This window comes from Archangium sp. (assembly GCF_036277355.1).
In the GTDB taxonomy this organism is placed as follows: Bacteria; Myxococcota; Myxococcia; order Myxococcales; family Myxococcaceae; genus Archangium.
On the sequence record NZ_DASUNC010000094.1, the window covers coordinates 1 to 16,025 of the forward strand.

General features: G+C 68.7%; 11 protein-coding genes and 1 pseudogene. 8 read left to right on the forward strand and 4 right to left on the reverse strand.

The window, feature by feature from the left end:
* The 3 genes and pseudogenes from VFZ09_RS24315 to VFZ09_RS24325 form a co-directional block, all read right to left on the reverse strand.
* Positions 1-354, reverse strand: a pseudogene (locus tag VFZ09_RS24315) (hypothetical protein); the annotation flags it as partial.
* Between the two features lie 106 nt (positions 355-460).
* The gene (locus VFZ09_RS24320) at positions 461-1,801 is read right to left on the reverse strand and encodes a hypothetical protein (RefSeq protein ID WP_329730030.1); all 1,341 of its coding nucleotides are present in this window, start codon (positions 1,799-1,801) and stop codon (positions 461-463) included.
* Positions 1,798-2,229, reverse strand: coding sequence for a hypothetical protein (locus VFZ09_RS24325; RefSeq protein WP_329730031.1), 432 nt, complete (start codon positions 2,227-2,229; stop codon positions 1,798-1,800). Before VFZ09_RS24325 ends, VFZ09_RS24320 begins: the two co-directional genes overlap by 4 nt.
* Before the next feature lie 110 nt (positions 2,230-2,339).
* Here VFZ09_RS24325 and VFZ09_RS24330 point away from each other — a divergent pair, with 110 nt between their 5' ends.
* The 5 genes from VFZ09_RS24330 to VFZ09_RS24350 all read left to right on the forward strand — a co-directional run bounded on the left by VFZ09_RS24330 (position 2,340) and on the right by VFZ09_RS24350 (position 10,805).
* Entirely contained in the window at positions 2,340-4,100 is a 1,761-nt protein-coding gene (locus VFZ09_RS24330; protein WP_329730032.1) for a GTPase, read from the forward strand.
* Between the two features lie 406 nt (positions 4,101-4,506).
* Positions 4,507-7,332 (forward strand): serine/threonine-protein kinase, encoded by a 2,826-nt coding sequence (locus VFZ09_RS24335; protein ID WP_329730033.1) that lies wholly within the window; start codon positions 4,507-4,509, stop codon positions 7,330-7,332.
* A 13-nt stretch (positions 7,333-7,345) separates the two neighbouring features.
* Entirely contained in the window at positions 7,346-8,347 is a 1,002-nt protein-coding gene (locus VFZ09_RS24340; protein WP_329730034.1) for a hypothetical protein, read from the forward strand.
* Between the two features lie 8 nt (positions 8,348-8,355).
* Complete coding sequence (locus VFZ09_RS24345; RefSeq protein ID WP_329730035.1) at positions 8,356-9,999, forward strand: DUF4215 domain-containing protein; 1,644 nt, start codon at positions 8,356-8,358, stop codon at positions 9,997-9,999.
* A gap of 104 nt (positions 10,000-10,103) precedes the next feature.
* Positions 10,104-10,805: an acetoacetate decarboxylase family protein gene (locus tag VFZ09_RS24350; RefSeq protein WP_329730036.1), complete on the forward strand. Its 702-nt coding sequence runs from the start codon at positions 10,104-10,106 to the stop codon at positions 10,803-10,805.
* Between the two features lie 9 nt (positions 10,806-10,814).
* Here VFZ09_RS24350 and VFZ09_RS24355 read toward each other — a convergent pair whose 3' ends face one another.
* Complete coding sequence (locus tag VFZ09_RS24355; protein ID WP_329730037.1) at positions 10,815-11,471, reverse strand: M23 family metallopeptidase; 657 nt, start codon at positions 11,469-11,471, stop codon at positions 10,815-10,817.
* A 260-nt stretch (positions 11,472-11,731) separates the two neighbouring features.
* On the opposite strand from VFZ09_RS24355, the gene VFZ09_RS24360 reads away from it, so the two are divergent.
* From VFZ09_RS24360 to VFZ09_RS24370, 3 genes are all read left to right on the forward strand, one after another.
* On the forward strand, positions 11,732-13,189 hold the full coding sequence (locus tag VFZ09_RS24360) for an amidohydrolase family protein (protein ID WP_329730038.1): 1,458 nt from the start codon (positions 11,732-11,734) through the stop codon (positions 13,187-13,189).
* Between the two features lie 23 nt (positions 13,190-13,212).
* A complete protein-coding gene (locus VFZ09_RS24365) occupies positions 13,213-13,680 on the forward strand; it encodes a TfoX/Sxy family protein (protein ID WP_329730039.1) in 468 nt (155 codons plus the stop codon).
* Positions 13,681-13,822: 142 nt separating this feature from the next.
* Positions 13,823-16,003 (forward strand): prolyl oligopeptidase family serine peptidase, encoded by a 2,181-nt coding sequence (locus VFZ09_RS24370; RefSeq protein ID WP_329730040.1) that lies wholly within the window; start codon positions 13,823-13,825, stop codon positions 16,001-16,003.
* The last annotated feature ends 22 nt before the right edge of the window (positions 16,004-16,025 follow it).

The following is a 16,025-nucleotide window of genomic DNA, read 5'->3' on the forward strand; positions in this document are numbered from 1 at the left end:
CATCTTCACCCACAGGTAGCGCGGGTTCTCCAGGGGCCACTGCCCCGCGCCCAACTGGCGCACGAGGTTGGGGTGGTTCAGGCGCGCGCCCAGCGCCATCTCCCGCCAGGCGCGCTCGGCCCGCTCGGGGCCCTGGTCCAGGGGCAGCACCTTGAGGGCGGACACGTAGCCGCTTTGGCTGCGCACCCGGTACACCGTGGCGAAGCCGCCACGGCCCAGCACCCCCTCCACCACGTCTCCGCCAATGCGGGTGCCCACCGGCAGCGGCGGCGTGTCATCGGGCGGAAGCAGGGCGGCCACCACGCCGCGGACAATGGGGTGCTCGGGACTGGGGACGGGCGGATGTGTGGACACGCGGGGCTTACCTCGGAGGACCTCAACGTATCAGGTCACGCAGCCCGGCTGGGGCCCCGTCCTTTCCACCACTCGAGGATGGCCCTTCGTGCGTTTGCCGGCGGACTCAGGAGCGGTGGCGCTCGGCCTCGCGGTAGAGCTGGGTGAGGGAGTAATCCAGCAGCGACTGGCGGGAGCGCAGGTAGCGCCAGGCGCGCTTCATCGGCAACCAGACCCGGCCCCCGGCGAGCACCTGGGCCTCCATGAGCTTCTTGCGCGGAATCCACCGCCCGTCCAGGTGCTCCACCAACACCTCGCCCAGGTAGGCCCCCACGGCGGGCACCAGGTGCTCGTCGATGGCTTCCCTCGAGCGCCCCCGGGTGAAGTCGTCGCGCCAGAAGTAGGCGTCCACGTCCGTGAGCGACTCGGGGGTGGCCTTGAAGACGGAGGGCACCGGGGTGTGCAGCAGCGCCACCAGGTGCTCGGCGTGGAGGCGGTATTGCTCGAGCACGCGCTCCGGGTCCGCCACGTCCGGGGGCAGGGCGGCGTCCAGGGGCAGCCACTCCTCGGGCTCGGGCGGCCGCCAGGCGTTGAGCCCGGCGATGGTGCGCTGGCGCTCGTGGACGGCCGCCGCGTCCACCACGCGCGAGAGCAACGGAGCCAGGTCCGGAGGAAAGCGCGGCTCCACGGGGGCCAGCGTGGCACTGCGCTCGCGCAGGGTGCGCAGCACGGTGTCGAAGCCGAGGTCCGGCCGCAGGTGGGCATGTGCCCGGGCCTGGGCCATGCGGGCTTCCTCGCTGGCGAAGTCCGCCGCCGTGGGCCAGGTCACCAGCAGCACGCAACCATTGGGCAATTCCTCCACCCGCCATGCCGGCGTGGACAGCATGCGCTCGCGGCCCACCTCCTCCACCAGTCGGGGGCCGAAGACGTTCAGCCAGAACACCTCGTAGATTTTGTCGAAACCGTCTCGGAAGTAGGTCTGCTCATCACGGCCGAAGCGAGGATCTCCCGCCAGCACCCTGTCCGCATCGCTGTGGGCCACGGCATGGGAAACCGGGTAATGAGAGGCCCACGCACGCACCATCTCCACGAAGTGCAGGCAGCGCTGCTCATCCGCGAAGAAGGAGAGCGGCTGCACGCGGAGGAAGACCTCCAGTCCGGGAGGCTTGCGTGAGAGCCAGAGGTCGAAGCAACCGTCCAGGGCGGGCCACTCCGTGCGGTAGAGCCCGATGAACGTGTGGTTTCCCTCTCGCCGCTCTTCCAGGGCTTGGAAGAAGGAGGGACGGGAGTATTTTCGCTGCCGCTTGCCATTGACAACGTCCGGCATCCACCCCTCGGCGTTCTTCTCGAATGCATCCAGGAATGGCTCCAGCCTTTTCTTCAACGCGATCCGTGGCTTGCTGGCCCCTTCGAACGTGAGCAGCAGGCTGTCCTCCGGCTTCAAGTCATGCACGCTCAGCACCTTCATCGGAACAGCACCTCCACTCCTGGGACTGTCGCCTTGGTGGCGTGCAAGGCCTCCCTCATGATGCGCTCATCCCTGGGCTTGAGCGCGCCGCCCTCGTAGATGAGGCGGACCCGCCGCACCTTCACTCGGCCCTCGAGCCCAGGACGGCGGATGTTCAGCGTCTCGCCGTAGTACGCCAGGGCCGCCCTCGCGTCCGCGATCATCTGTGCTCGCACCGCGCCATAGTCCATCCCCGAGAAGTCGCGGCTCTTCTGGAGGCCGCGCGCATCGTGGCCCGGCACAGCCGCTCCCAGGTCACCATGTCGCGCACCGGGCCGGTCTCGGGCCCACACCCCCAGCAGCACCAGCGCCATCAGCGCCAGGAGCAACGAGCCCGCACCGCTGCCGACAGCGCTCCCACGGCTGGGAGGTACACGGCTCTTCACCATGAGGGCGTCCCCGGAAGACGAGTTGCCCAGAGGATACGAGTGCCCACTGAAGGAAAGGTGCCGACGCTTTGGACTGTGCACCGGCGCACGCCTTGGCGAGTCTTGGGCCCGTGAACACCCCGCCCGACACCCTGCCCGACCCCGACGCGCTCCAACCGCTGCTCTCCGCCGCGCTGGCCCTGCCCTCGCTGAAGCCCCAGGCGGCCCGGCTCGAGCGGCTGCGCCAGGACTACGCGCGCGGCCTGGAGCGCAAGGACGCGCCCCTCACCGTGGCCCTGGTGGGCGCCACCGGCGCGGGCAAGTCCACCCTGCTCAATGCCCTGGCCGGACAGGCGCTCGCGCGAGAAGGAGAGGACCGGCCCACCAGCACCGCCGCCACCGTCTTCGCCCCCGAGGGCGCCGGGCTGGAGGACCTGGCCCAGGTGGGCGCCCGGGTGGTGCGCTACACGCCGGGCCCGCGGGGCATGTGGAGCGGCCAGGTGTTCATCGACACGCCGGACCTCAACAGCGTGGCCACCGTGCACCGCGAGGTGGCGCGCGCGGCCCTGGAGCGCGCGGACGTGGCGCTGGTGGTGATGCACCGGGGCAGCGTGGCCGAGGCCACCCAGGCCGAGTTCCTCGCCGGCTTCGCCCGGCGCCGCGCGCTCGTGTTCCTCATCAACTTCGCGGACGAGCTGTCGGCCGACTCGCGCGAGGCCCTCAAGTCCCAGGCGCGCCGGCTGGCCGCGGAGCAGTACGGGCTGGCGCTGGAGTCGGTGCCCGTCTTCGCCATCAGCGGCCGGGCGGCGCAGCGGGGACAGGACCCCTCTGGCGAGTTCGGCGCCTTCCTCTTCCACCTCAAGTCCCTGGGCACGCAGGCGGTGGCCGAGCGGGTGCGGCGCTCCAACGCCCGGGGCGCGCTGGAGGAGCTGGCCTCACGGGTGGAGGCGGCACTGAAGGAGACGGAGGACACGCTGGCCCGGACGCGCACGGCGCTGGAGTCGGGCCTGGCGCGCACCTCGGAGGGACTGAGGACGGACTTCGAGGCGCGGCTGGAGCTGGCGCAGGGCCACCTGGCCTCGGAGGTGCGCACCCAGGCGGCGGGGCGCTTCTGGGGCCCGGCGGCATGGGGCATGCGGCTGTCGTACGTGGGGGCGGGAGGCCTGGGCGCGGCGACGCTGCTCGCGCGGCGCAGCCTGCCGGTGGGACTGGCGGTGGCGGCCACCTCCACGGTGCTGGACGCGGTGCGGGACAAGACGCGGGCCCGCGCGGCGGAGACGGCGGTGGTGGAGCCCTTCGAGGACGACATCGCGGTGGAGGCAGCGGCGCGCGCCGCGCTGACGGAGGCCCGGAGCCTCGCGCACGCGAGCGGCCTGTCCCCGGAGTCCCTGGGCCTGCCGGACGTGGACCTGGTGCTGGCGGAGCTGAAGTCCGCGCGGGCGAGCGCCTGGCGTTACACCGTCACCACGGCGGTGGGAGAGACGGTGGCCCGCTGGTGGCGCACGGCGCGCTGGCTGCTGCTGCCGCTCATCAACCTGCCCCTGCTCGCGCTGCTGGGGCACGTGGGCTACCGCGTGGTGCGCGCGTACGTCGAGGGCCCGCTGCTCGGCCTGGACTACTTCCTCAACGCGGGAGCCCTCTTCGCCCTGCTGGCGGGGGCCGGGGCGCTGCTGGCCTCGGCGAGCCTCGCGGGCACCACCCGGGGCGTGCGCCGCGCGGGCCTCGAGCACTTCCTCACGCGGCTGGGCGCGCTCGGCACCCGGCTGGGAGAGACGGTGCAGGACAGCCTGCGTCCCCCGCGCGAGGCCGCCCGCGCCCTGCTCGCCCTCACCCGGACGGCTCACACCGCCGTCCAGCCTCCGTCCACGTCGAGCACCATGCCGGTGGCGTAGTCGCACGTGGCCAGGAAGAAGGCCGCGTCGGCCATGTCGTGGGCCGTGCCCGGACGCTTCATGGGGATGTTGTTACGGTCAACACTGTTCCTGTACCGCGGACGGGGATAGGCGAGGAAGCAACCGTGCCCATCATGTCGGGAGTGTTGCCCCACAACGGACACGGAAGGCTCCCTGGGGTGCAGGTGGATGGGGATGGGCGGCTGGGAGGCCGGTAAAGCCAGAAGAGGGACATCCCATGTGCGAGCCCGCTGAAGCACGCCGCTCCCGCATTCACTGACAGCCCGGGCAGGAGCAGCATCCCCGGCACTCCATCTCACATTCAGGGCATCGGCCGGCACGAGGCCGATGCGGCAGGAAGCGTGCGTTCCCGTCTGGGAATGCCGCCTCGGGGGGTTGGCCAGACATGAGCAAGCACGCGAGCAGTGCCCTGCGCACCACGCGCACGGGCCTGGAGCCGGTGTCCCTGGAGGGGGGGCTCGCACCGGGCACGCGCATCCAGCATTACGAGCTCATCCGCGAGCTGGGCAGCGGCGGCATGGGCACCGTCTTCCTGGCGCGTGACACGCGGCTGGGCCGGCGCGTGGCCATCAAGTTCCTGCACACCGAGGACCCGGATCTCACCAAACGCTTCATCCTCGAGGCGCGGGCCACGGCGCGGTGCAGCCACGAGAACATCGTCATCATCTACGAGGTGGGCGAGCACCAGGGCAGCCCCTTCATGGTGCTGGAGTACCTCCAGGGCCAGCCGATGAAGAAGCTCATCGCCGGCCAGCGCCTGCCGCCCTCGCGCGCGGTGGAGTTGATGGTGCCGGTGGTGCGGGCGCTGGCGTGCGCCCACGAGCAGGGAATCGTCCACCGGGACCTCAAACCGGAGAACATCCTGGTGACGGACTCGGGCGCCATCAAGGTGCTGGACTTCGGCATCGCCAAGGTGCTCCAGGGCGAGGAGCCCTCGGTGGGGGCCGCCACGGACACCTTCGTGGGGCTCATCGAGGAGGATGGCGAGGAGCTCACCCGCCGCGGCGCCATCCTGGGGACCATGGCGTACATGTCCCCGGAGCAGTGGGGCAACGGGGTGGCCATCGATCACCGCACGGACATCTGGGCGGTGGGCATCATGCTGTTCCGGATGCTGGCGGCGCAGCACCCGCTGGGCAGCATGGGGGGACCGCAGCTGGCGGTGACGGCGCTGCTCGACGAGCCGATGCCGCGCCTGCGCGAGGTGATACCGGACGCTCCGCCGGAGCTGGCGGCCATCGTCGACCGGTGCCTGCTCAAGCACAAGGAGGAGCGCTTCCCGGATGCGCTGTCGCTGCTGCGCGCCCTGGAGCCCTTCCTGCCCGGCCGCTACAACCGCGAGCAGCGCATCGACGAGAGCCCGTACGCGGGCCTCAGCTCCTTCCAGGAGGCGGACGCGGACCGCTTCTTCGGCCGCACGCGGGAGATCGCCGCGCTGGTGAACCGCATCCACGACCGGCCGCTGCTGGCGGTGGTGGGACCCTCGGGAACGGGCAAGTCGTCGTTCGTGCGCGCGGGCCTGGTGCCTGTGCTCAAGCGCTCGGGGACACCGTGGGAGGCGCTGGTCATCCGGCCCGGCCGCAATCCGCTGTCGGCGCTGGCGAACATGATGGCGCCGCTGGTGAGCTCGTCGGACTCGGTGGAGCAGGACTTGAAGGAGCAGAAGCTCCTCATCGAGCACCTGCGCAACGAGCCCGGCTACGTAGGCAACGTGCTGCGCAGCCGGGCGAGGCGGACGCAGCACCACATCCTGCTGTTCGTGGACCAGTTCGAGGAACTGTACACGCTGGTGCCGGATGCGAAGGAGCGGCTGGCGTTCACGGCGTGCCTGTCGGGCATCGCGGATGACGCGACCTCGCCGATCCGGGTGGTGCTCTCCATCCGCTCGGACTTCCTGGACCGGGTGCCCGAGGACGAGGGCTTCATGGCGGAGCTGAGCCAGGGCCTCTACTTCCTCACGCCGCCGAACCGGGAGGGGTTGCGGGACGCACTGGTGCAACCGGCGGAGCGGGCGGGCTACCGGTTCGAGTCACCGGCGATGGTGGACAACATGCTGGAGCACCTGGAGTCGACCCAGGGCGCGCTGCCGCTGCTCCAGTTCGCCGCCACGCAGCTGTGGGAGTCGAGGGACCCGGCGCGCAAGCTGCTCACGACGAGCGCCTACGCGGCCATTGGAGGAATCGCGGGGGCGCTCGCGAGCCATGCCGACAGCGTGCTCACGGGGATGACCACGCAGGAGCGGACGCTGGTGCGCGCGCTCTTCCTGCGGCTGGTGACGCCCGAGCGCACCCGCGCGCTGGTGTCGGCGGACGAGCTGCGTGAGCTGACGAAGGACACGGGGGAGATGCAGCGGCTCATCGACCACCTGGTGCAGGCGCGCCTGCTGGTGGTGCAGACGGGAGGCGGGGCCACGGGCGCGACGGTGGAGCTCGTCCACGAGTCGCTCATCCACAGCTGGCCCACACTGAAGCGCTGGCTGGACGAGGGCCAGGAGGACGCGGGCTTCCTGGAGCAGCTGCGCAACGCGACCCGGCAATGGCAGGCGAAGAACTTCGACGGCAACCTGCTGTGGCGCGGCGAGATGGTGGAGGAGGCCCGGCGCTTCCAGCGCAGGTACAGGGGGGAGCTGCCGCAGTTGCAGCGAGACTTCCTCGAGGCGGTGTTCGCCCAGGAGGTCCGGTCCACGCGGCTGAAGCGGGCGCTGGTGGTTGGCTCCACGGTATTCCTGGTGCTGCTGGTCATCGCCGCGGCGGTGGCGCTGGTGATCATCCGCACCTCACAGCAGGAGGCCGAGCGCCAGGCGGAGGTAGCACAAGCAGCCGAGGCGGTGTCGCGCAAGGCGGAGATCATGGCGCGCGAGGCCGAGGCAACGGCACGCGAGGCCGAGTCGCAGGCCAAACAGCGTCTCGCCGAGGTCCAGACCAAGGAGCTGGAGCGCCTGAAGGCGCAGCAGGAGGCGGAGGAGTTCAGTGAACAGCTGGAGCGAGCCAACAAGAACCTGCTCGGGTCGAACAGCAAGCTGAAGTCAGCGCTGAGGAGCGCCAGGTTGGCTCAGCTGCGGGCCAAAGCCGCCAAGAAACGCGCCGAAGAGATGGCCCTGGAGGCGCGCCGGGCCAGGGATGAGGCCCAGAGGCTGCTGCAACGCGAAAAGAAACGCGTCGAAGAGCTGGAGCGGGACATCGGCGAGTTCATCAAGGAATTGAAGGACTGAATCGAGGGTGACCATGAGAAACCTCAGGAGAAAGACCAGACTTGGTCTTGGCATCGTGGTGACCGTGCTCGCGCTGTGGACAAATGGGGCGACCGCGCAGACCCAACAACTCGTGGGTGGGGCGAGCCACTGGGCCCAAGGTGTCAGTCAGGAGGACCAGAAGACCGCGCGCGAGCTGTTCTACGAGGGAAACGCCGCGCTGAGCGAGTCCATCTTCGCCGCAGCCACTGAAAAGTACGTCAAGGCCCTGCGTCACTGGAACCACCCGGCCATCCACTACAATCTCGCGCTGGCACTGATGAAGCTCAACCAGCCCATCGAGGCCCACGAGCACCTGACATCGGCGATGCACTACGGGCCGGAGCCTCTAGGGAAAGACAAGTTCGGGAGCGCCACCCAGTACAAGGAACTCCTGGATGCGCAGCTCGTACGGCTGACCCTCTCCTGCGATGAACCCGGAGCCCAGGTGACGTTGGATGGCCAGGTGCTCTTCGAAGCGCCTGGAAAGTACCAGGGACTGGTACGTGCCGGGGCCCACAGCATCCTCGCCTTCAAGAAGGGCTATATGACCTCGGACAAGAGCCGAGCATTGATGCCCGGGGAGAAGGTGACTCTCGAGCTGAAGCCGTACCTCATCGAGTACAAGAGGCGGTGGCCCGCTTGGATGCCCTGGGCCGTGATGGGTTCCGGCGTGGCCATGGCTGCGGGCGGTGGTCTTCTGCACCAGCAGACCAGCAAGGATTACAGCGTCTTTGATACCGGTATCCTGCAGTGCGGAGGCTGTGACCCAAAACCTGACGGTCTCGCGGCTACACGAGCGAGGGGAGACACCCTGCAGCGAACTGCGTTTGGCGCCTATGGCCTGGGTGGAGCAGCGCTCGTCACTGGCGCCGTGCTGCTCTACCTCAATCAGCCCCAGCCAATCTCCATGGACCCGGGCCAGAAAGAGGAGACGGTGAACCTCATTCCCCTCCTCGGCGGCACCAACGGCGTCCTGGCCATCTTCCGATTCTGAGGTGCACGATGCGACGAGAAAACCCCACCGCTGTTCGTCCTGGCCTCGTTCCCATCCTCGCGGTGGCATTCCTGGCCCTGCCACTCCAGTCCTGCCTCAAGCCTACGAGCGTGGATTGTGGACCCGACCTCGCATGCCCCGCCGGGTACAGATGCTCCGCCGACCACCAGATATGCATCAAGGGCAACTGCGGAGACGGCATCACCCAGAATGGAGAAGCATGTGACGACGGCAACCTGGATGATGGAGACGGTTGCAACAGCACCTGCGAGTCCAATGAGACGTGCGACAACGGATTCGTAGACACCATCAAGGGCGAGATCTGCGACGACGGCGACAATGCGGCACCAGGAGGATGCAGCATCGGATGCCGCTCCAAGGAGACCTGTGGCAACGGAGTCATCGATGCCGAGGAGAAGTGCGACGACGGCAACAACAGCAACGAGGACAACTGCCTCAACGACTGCATCCCAGCCCTCTGCGGTGATGGACATGTAGATCGCACGGAACCGCACGTCGAGGAGTGTGATCCCGGAGGAGAGACCCACGACTGTGACCTCGACTGCACGCGGCCCAGATGCGGCGACGGCATCGTCAATGTCAGCGCCGGAGAACAGTGCGACGATGGCAACGACAGTAATGAGGACAACTGCCTCAACAACTGCACGTCAGCCACCTGCGGTGATGGATACGAGGATCACGAGGCGCCGCGCATTGAAGCATGTGACCCTGGAAAGGAAACCGACGTTTGCGATCTCGACTGCACGCGGCCCGAATGCGGCGACGGCATCGTGAACGCCAGCGCTGGGGAACAGTGCGACGATGACAATGACAGCAATGAGGACAACTGCCTCAACAACTGCACGCTGGCCACCTGCGGCGATGGGCACGAGGATCACGAGGCGCCGCGCATTGAAACATGTGACCCTGGAAAGGAAACCGATGTCTGTGATCTCGACTGCACGCGGCCCGAATGCGGCGACGGCATCGTGAACGCCAGCGCTGGCGAGGAGTGTGACTTCCGTAGCGATCCCGAAAACTGCCTCACCACATGCAAGAAAAAGCCAATCATTTGCGGCGATGGCAACAAAGAAGGGGACGAGGCATGCGATGATGGCAACACGGACTCATGTGGCACATGCAATGCCACATGCACGCAAGCTCAAGACGCCGCCGTCGCCATTGGAGAAATCACCGCCATACGCGGCACTCTCATCAACGACGGCGAAATCCTTTCCATAAGCGACGGCTTCAAGCGATTGACTTTTGAATTCAACAGAGGCGACAAGCCAACCGTAGACTCTCGCCGCCAAATTTTTTTCCCCCCTGTCGACTTCGACTCAAAATCGGAAATGGCCTCCGAAATCACGGACGCCATCAATGCAAGCCGCGGTCCCCGAGGCTTCAAAATCACTGCGCATCACGATGGCGAGAAAGTCATACTCAAAAACGATGACAAAGGGGGCTATGGCAACAAGGCAATCATCTCATCGATAGAGTCAAGCGACTTCAAGCTAAAAGGAATGGACCAAGGCCGCGCCTATGACTGCCCAGTAGACATGGGCTGCACACGCGACAGGGATTGCGATATCAGCCTGGGCTTGAAATGTAAGAAAGATGGCGAGGTGCGAGGAACCTGCCAGAAGCCCTAGAAGCAGGCGCTCGAAAGAAAAGAACAGGCATCGTGGCATGATGCACGGCATCACAGGCTGAAGCGGAACAGCCAGGCTCCGTGTAGCTTCTCAGGGGAACCACCATGGACATCCAGCCTTCGTCTTCTCCCCATGCAACACCCGTCGACTACCCGCCCGCGCCGTGGACCCTGCGCGGGCAGGTGTACATGTCCGCCTGGAGCGTGCCCGTCCACCGGTGCTCGCTCCAGGTGGATCCGGTCTTCGAGCCCGTCGTCGTCGCGGGCCGCATGTTCGTCACCGGGGCCTTCGTGGACTACGAGCCCGGCGGCATGCTGACCTACGGCGAGCTGGCCATGGGCATCGTCGTGAAGCAGCGGGGCGCCCGGCGCTACGGCTCCGCCACGCCTCTCATCTGGGTGGACAGCGAGCAGTCCCTCCGCGGCGGACGCGCGCTGTGGAACCTGCCCAAGGAGATGGCTCGCTTCGAGCTCGACCGGAGTCCTCCCGGCGGCGGCTTCTCCGGCGCCGCGTGGGATGAGCGGGGGCGGCTCCTGGGGAAGGCTCGCTTCGAGCTCCTCCCCGGCCTGCCTCGCCGTGCCCGGCTGCCTTTCCTCCTGCCGGACCTCTATTCCATCCACGGTCAGGTCTGCGAGACGAAGGACTCCTTCTCCACCTCGCTCCGGCTGCTCCGGGGCTCCTGGTCCATCCCCGACAGCAGCCCCCTGGCCGCGCTCGGCCTCGCGGGGCAGCAGCCCCTGCTGAGCTTCTGGATGCGGGACTTCGCGCTCACGCTCCCCGCGGCCACGCCCGTGGCGGACCGCTGACGGAGCGCGCTAGCGGGAGCCGCCCGCACCGTCCGAGGCGCGCGCCTCGGGCTGCTGCTCGCGCTGACGGGCGCTCTCGGACGCCGTGCGCGAGACCTTCTCCAGGATGGAGCGGGCTCCGGACGGAATACCACCGGCGGCCTGCTCGCCCTCGCGCAGCACGTCCGTGGCGGGCGCGAGCGGCGCGTTGGCGCGCGGATCGTTCGCGGCCATCACCGGCATGTCCTGGTTCTTCCCACACGCGGGCGCGGCGATGAGCGTGTCGCGCACCGGATCCCCATACCCGGAGATGAGCGCGGGAATGGAGGGGTTGTTCCACCCGGTGCCCACCGCGCGGGCCACCTTGAAGTGCAGGTGCGGGCCGCAGGACCAGCCCGTGTTCCCCGAGTAGCCCAGGAGCTGTCCCTTGCGCACGCGCTCGCCGGGCTTCACCACCACGGCGCTGAAGTGCAGGTACTGCGTCTCCAGGCCGCCATCGTGGGCGACGACGACGTAGTTGGCGAACTGCGCCATCTTCGGGTCACACGCCCCCTGCGTGCTGTCCCCGCGCGCCATGCGCACCAGGCCGTCCTCGGCCGCCACCACGGGCGTGCCCACGGGCATGCGGAAATCCCAGGCGTACGTGTCGTTCTGCAGGTGGCTGCCCGTGTCGTGCCCCTGGCTCACCGGAAACACACGGCCGCAAGCGAAGGGAACGCCAATCTCGGGAGCCACGGTGTTGCGAGCGGGGGGAACTGCCGGAGCGGAAGCGAGAAGAAAGAGCGTGGGCAGGATCATGGGTAGGCCGCGCGAAAACGACGGAATCCCCTTGCACTATTCCAAATCATTTCCGGCCTCGCTGCTCGCCCGCTGGCACCGGGAACAAGCCAGCAGGCAGGCATGTTGGGGCCGCGCCCGGGCATCCCGGGACAGGGGGAGCACACGACATGCGGCGAGAGACATGGCGGCCACGCTCGGTGGCCATGGGCCTGGCGCTCTGGATGACAGGGTGCGGCATGGCCCACCCTTCCGTGAAGGCGGAGCCCCCGGCGAAGGACACGGTGGCCTTCGTGGACGTGAACGTGGTGCCCATGGACTCCGAGCGCCTGCTCGTCCACCAGACGGTGGTGGTGCGCGGAGCGCGCATCGTGGCCCTGGGCCCGGTGGACGCCACGCCCGTGCCCTCGGGCGCGGCGCGCGTGGAGGGCCGGGGCCGCTACCTGATGCCGGGGCTCGCCGACATGCACCTCCACCTGGTGCCGGGCACGGGCCAGCCGGAGGACCCCGCCGGACAGGTGCTCGCCCTGCTGCTGGCCAATGGCGTCACCTCGGCGCGGGCCCTGGGCGGCCCCAAGGACACCTCACGGGTGGTGAGGGACCGGGTGGCTCGGGGCGAGGTGCTCGGGCCCACGCTGCGCGTCGCCGCGCCGTCCCTGCACGGCAAGTCCGTGCAGGGCCCCGAGCAGGCACGCCAGCGGGTGCGCGAGTACAAGGCGGCCGGGTATGACCTGCTGAAGACGCACGGCTCGCTCGGCCGCGAGACGTACGACGCGATGATGGCCGAAGCGCGTGCGCAGGGGCTCGCGGTGAGCGGCCACGTGACGCCAGACGTGGGCCTCTTCCATGCCCTGGAGTCGGGGCAGCAGCTCGAGCACCTGGATGGGTACCTGAACGAGCTGCTGCCGGAGAACGACGGCGCGCGCATGGAGGTAGGCCAGGTGGAGGTGGGCGAGCCCCTGGCGCGGATGGAGCCAGCGCGCATCCCCGCGCTGGCGGAGGCCACGCGGAAGGCGGGCGTGTGGAGCTCGCCCACGCTGGCGCTCTTCGAGACGGTGACGAGCCCCGAGGGCGTGGAGGCCCTGCGCACGCGGCCGGAGCTGCGCTACGCGAAGCAGGCGTCCGTGGAGGCGTGGACGCAGATGCTGGCCAATGACTCGCAGATGACGGGCGCCCCGGCCGGGCGCAAGCGTCAGTTCGCCGAGCTGCGGCGGCAGGTGGCGCGGGAGCTGTACACGGCGGGGGCGAAGCTGCTGGTGGGCTCGGACTCGCCGCAGCTCTTCATGGTGGCGGGCTTCGCGGTGCACCGGGAGATGGAGGCGCTGGCGGCGGCGGGGATTCCGCCCTACGGCGTGCTGGAGGCGGCCACGCGCAACGCGGCGGAGTACCTCGGTGAAGCGGGCACCTGGGGCACGGTGGCCGAGGGCCGGCGCGCGGATCTGCTGCTGCTGGAGGCCAACCCGCTCCAGGACGTGAAGCACACGCGGGACATCGCCGGGGTGATGGTGCGCGGCCAGTGGCTGCCGAGGAGCGAGCTGGACGCGATGCTGGAGCACACGGCGGTGGTGGCCAACGCCCCGCCTCCGGTGAACAAGGGCGTGGTCACCGCGACGACATCGGCCCCATGATGGGGTGACACGGAGGACACGGCATGGCGCGCATGGACAGCTACGTGGAGTACACGCTGGAGTTGCTGGAGCCGCTGGGCCCCGTGCAGGCGCGCGCCATGTTCGGTGGGTGGGGCCTGTACCACGCCGGAAGGATGATGGGCCTCATCATCGAGGACCGGCTCTACCTCAAGACGGACGACACCACGCGCCCCGCCTTCGAGGCCGCGGGAAGCGAGCCCTTCGTCTACGACGCGGGTAAGGGCCGCAAGCCCGTCACCATGTCGTACTGGACGCCTCCGGCGGATGCGAGCGACGACGCGCACGCGCTGCTGCCCTGGGCCCGCCGTGCCGTGGAGGCCTCACTGCGCGCCGCGCAGAAGAAGCCGGCCGCGAAGAAGAAGTCCGCTCCCGCGGAGGCGAAGGCGAAGACGGCCACGCCGAAGCAGGCCCGAGCGAAAGAATCCGTGACGAAGAAACCCGCGGCGAAGAAGGCCTCGCGACGCGCGTGAAGAGGGCCGCTCGCCTCCACGACGGGCAGTGAAGCTGTCCGGAAATGGGATGGCCTCCCAGGAGCGGACACGACGCGCGGAGACGAGCGGACGGCGGCGGCGCGTGGCAGGCTACGGGCCCTCAACCAACCCGAGGGACTCGATGCAACAACGCCTCAAGCCGGCCATCGCCGCGCTGTCGCTGATGCTGCCGCTCACGTCGCTGGCCGGAGCCAAGGGGGCCGTGCCTCCGGCGCCCGTGGCCACGAAGAAGGCCGTGGCGGACACCTACCACGGCACGAAGGTGGACGACCCGTACCAGTGGATGGAGAAGAGCGACGACCCCGAGGTCCGCAAGTGGGTGGACGGGCAGACGGCGCACATGCGCGCGGTGCTGGACAAGCTGCCCTCGCGCGACGCCATCCGCGCGCGCATCACCTCGCTGCTCACCCACAAGTCGGCCGCCCACTTTGGAATGGTGCAGCGCGGTGGCGTGATGTTCGCCCTGAAGTTCCAGCCGCCCCGGCAGCAGTCCATGCTGGTGGTGCTGCCCTCGGTGGACGACACCTCCACCGCCCGCGTGCTGGTGGACCCGATGGAGTTGGATCCGAGCGGCCACACCACCATCGACTTCTTCGTGCCCTCGCTGGACGGGAAGAAGGTGGCGGTGTCGCTGTCGAAGGATGGCACGGAGAGCGGTGACGTCACCGTGTACGACGTGGCCACCGGCAAGGCGCTGCCCGGCGAGGTGGTGCCGCGGGTGAACGGCGGCACGGCGGGCGGCGGCCTCACGTGGAACGGAGACGGCACGGGCTTCTTCTACACGCGCTACCCGCGCGGCGAGGAGCGTCCGGCCGAGGACCGGGACTTCTACCAGCAGGTGTACTTCCACAAGCTCGGCACGCCCACGGACCAGGACACCTACGAGCTGGGCAAGGACGCGCCGCGCATCGCCAACTACCAGCTCGAGACGTCCGAGGACGGCAAGCACGTGCTGGCCATCCTGGGCAACGGCGACGGTGGCGAGTACGCGCTCTACCTGCGCGGGCCGCAGGGCACCTGGACGCAGCTGTCGAAGTTCGAGGACAAGCTCACCGACGCGACGTTCGGCAAGGAGGTGCTGTACGTGCTGGCGCGCAAGGACGCGCCGCGCGGCAAGCTGCTGAGCATCCCGCTCGCCACGCCCGCGCAGGACAAGGCCACGGTCCTCGTTCCCGAGGGCGAGGCCTCCCTCGTGGGCGTGCGCCCCACGGCCACCCGGCTCTACGTGGTGGAGCAGCTCGGCGGCCCCACGCGGATGCGCATTTTGGGCCTGGACGGCAAGGAGGTTGGCGTGGTGCCCACCCCGCCCGTCTCCTCCGTGGGCGGCACGGTGTACCTGGGCGGGGATGACCTGCTGTTCGGCACCAGCAGCTACACCGAGGCCTCCGCCGTGTACCGCTACTCGGCGAAGGACGGGAAGCTGGCGAAGACGGGGCTGGGCCGCACCTCGCCCGTGGACACCCGCAACGTGGTGGTGGACCGGGTGATGTGCACCTCGAAGGACGGCACCCAGGTGCCGCTCAACATCCTGCACGCCCAGGGCACGAAGCTGAACGGCAACAACCCCACCCTGCTCACGGGGTACGGCGGCTTCAACATCTCGCTGTCGCCGGGCTTCAGCCCGATGAACTTCGCCTTCATCGAGCAGGGCGGCGTGGTGGCCATCGCCAACCTGCGCGGCGGCGCGGAGTTCGGCGAGGAGTGGCACACCCACGGCTCGCTGACGAAGAAGCAGAACGTCTTCGACGACTTCTACGCGTGCGCGAAGCTGCTGGTGGACCAGAAGTGGACGAAGCCCGAGCGCCTGGCCATCCAGGGCGGCAGCAACGGTGGCCTGCTGATGGGCGCGGCGCTCACGCAGCACCCGGAGATGTACCGCACGGTGCTCGCGCACGTGGGCATCTACGACATGCTGCGCGTGGAGCTCACGCCCAACGGCCAGTTCAACATCCCCGAGTACGGCACGGTGAAGAACCCCGAGCAGTTCCAGGCGATGTATGGCTATTCGCCGTACCACCATGTGAAGAACGGGGTGAAGTACCCCTCGGTGCTCTTCACCTCGGGGGAGAATGATCCGCGCGTGGATCCATTCCACTCGAGGAAGATGGTGGCGCGGATGCAGGAGGCCACGGGCTCGAAGCGGCCGGTGCTGCTGCGCACCAACAACATGGGCCACGGCATGGGCACGCCGCTGGGCGAGAAGATCGAGGAGCTGGTGGACGTCTACTCGTTCCTCTTCAACGAGCTGGGCATGAAGTACAAGCCGGTGGACGGCAAGGTCACCGCCCCGGCCGCGAAGTAGACCCCAGCCCGGGGCCCCCGCC